The sequence below is a fragment of the Mycobacterium sp. genome, assembly GCF_039583785.1.
Lineage (GTDB): Bacteria > Actinomycetota > Actinomycetes > Mycobacteriales > Mycobacteriaceae > Mycobacterium.
In genome coordinates, this window is the sequence record NZ_JAVKSG010000198.1 from 1 (window position 1) to 1945 (window position 1945).

General features: G+C 67.2%; 1 protein-coding gene. It reads left to right on the forward strand.

Features of this window, described 5'->3' with window-relative positions:
* Window positions 1–22 precede the first annotated feature (22 nt).
* Window positions 23–1435, forward strand: coding sequence for an IS110 family transposase (locus tag ABDV69_RS21350; RefSeq protein WP_343577830.1), 1413 nt, complete (start codon window positions 23–25; stop codon window positions 1433–1435).
* The last annotated feature ends 510 nt before the right edge of the window (window positions 1436–1945 follow it).

The window sequence follows — 1945 nt, forward strand, 5'->3', positions numbered from 1 at the left end:
GCGTAGTAAGAGGGCTATGCCGATGAGTGTTGATGAAAAGGACGTCCTCCTGGTGTCGTTGACGGGCTCAGAGTCCCAATACATCCAGGAGGACGTCATGACCCAGGGTAGTGAGTTGTCGCGTGGTGACAAGCGGCGTAATCAGCAGTTGGCCCGGTTGCGGGAGCTGGTGCCGGCCCGTAACGCGGTCTTAGGGATCGATTTGGCTGATGTGAAGCAGGCGCTGGTCGTATGCGATCACGATTCGCGGGTGTTGGCCCGCCGGCGGGTGCGGGCTAAGGCATGGCAGCTGGGCCCGGCGTTGCAGTGGGCGCGCCGGGTCGCGCGCCAGTGCGGCTTCGATGACGTCACCGTTGGTTGTGAACCGACCGGACATCGTTGGCGGGTGCTCGATCAGCTTGCCACCCAACAGGGTTTGGCGTTGGTGTGTGTGCAGCCGCTGCTGGTGGGTCGGGCGCGAGAGTCTGAGGACTACACCCGTGACAAGAGCGACGACAAGGACGCGGTGCTGATCGCCCGGCTGGTCGCCCAGCTGCGTTGTTATGTCCCTGAACGTGCCGATGAGACCTGGTCGCGGCTGCGGCATCTGGGCGCGCGCCGGGAGCGGCTGATCACCCAGGCGACCGCGTGCGTGCAGCAACTGCGCGACCTGCTCGAATGCGCCTGGCCCGCGGTGTTGTCGGCCGCGGCGGACCCGTTCGATTCGACCACCTGGTGCGCCGGGCTGGCGGTGGTGCTGCAGCGTTGCAGTGGGCATCCAGAACGGCTGGCCCGGCTTGGTGTGCGACGGTTTGAGACGGTGGTGCGTCGGGAGCTGCCCCGCTGGGGTGGGCAGCGGCCCCGGCGGCGCATCATCGTGGCGATATTCGCCGCTCTGTCCGACCCGGCCGGGGTGGCCGCGCAGCGCCCGGGTGCGTTGGAGCGCGCCGACTGGGTGCTGGCCGATTGGCGAGCCGCCAAGGCCGGGCAGCTGCAGGTGGAAACCCGCATGGTCGAGATCCTCGACCAGCTGGGCATGACCGAGCTGGTCACCAGCATTCCCGGGGTTTCAGCGGTCGGGGCGGCGGCGATCCTGGCCGAGACCGGCGATCCCGCCCGCTTCGACAGCCCCCGCGCGATGGTCAAACACGCCGGACTGTGCCCTCGTGACAACAGCAGCGGCAGCGCCACCGGCCGGTCACGGATTTCCGGGCGCGGCCGACCCCGGCTGCGGCTGGCCGCCTGGCGCGCCGTGTGGGGCGCTCAACGACACAACCCAGTAATGGCTGCCCGATACCGGCACTTGACCACTCGAGCCGACAACCCACTGTCTGGCGGACAGGCCAAAGCTGCGTTAGCGGCGGCGTTGTTGCGCTGGCTGCACGTCATTACCACCAGGCGCATCAGTTGGGATGCCGCATTAGCGGGCCCCGTCGACCTGCCCGCGGCGGCCTAACCTCAATCCAACCGAATGAAACAGGTTGGGGCCAAGCTCCACTCGGCGTAGAGGGACCGACCTCGAACGACACCCTGAGCAGGCCCCGCCCCTTCCTCGCCGAACTCGATTGCGCGCTGTCGGGACAACACGATCCCGTTTGATGAACTACGTAGAGACGAGGAACGGGGTAGGCCCCCCAACCCAGTCCGTCACGTGCGCACGGGGATCTGGCTCCAGCCCCGGGCTCAGGGAGGCCTTCAGCTGGTTCTTGGATCTACTGACGTTTCCATCGATGTTTTCTGGGCCGCGGCCGATACCACGGGCAGGTCCCTGACCTGCCCCCGTCGCCTGCCCAGAGGGCGCGCAGAGGCTCGCGGGTCAAGGGTGACCGAAGGTCATCGCGCAGCGACGCGTCAGCGCCCTTGACGCGTGAGGGGGTTGCGCCCGTAGGCCGAGGCCGCGGCCCAGAAAACATCGATGGAAACCCAGGAGCGGGGCACTTGACTAAACGCACTTACGTTGGTGTCG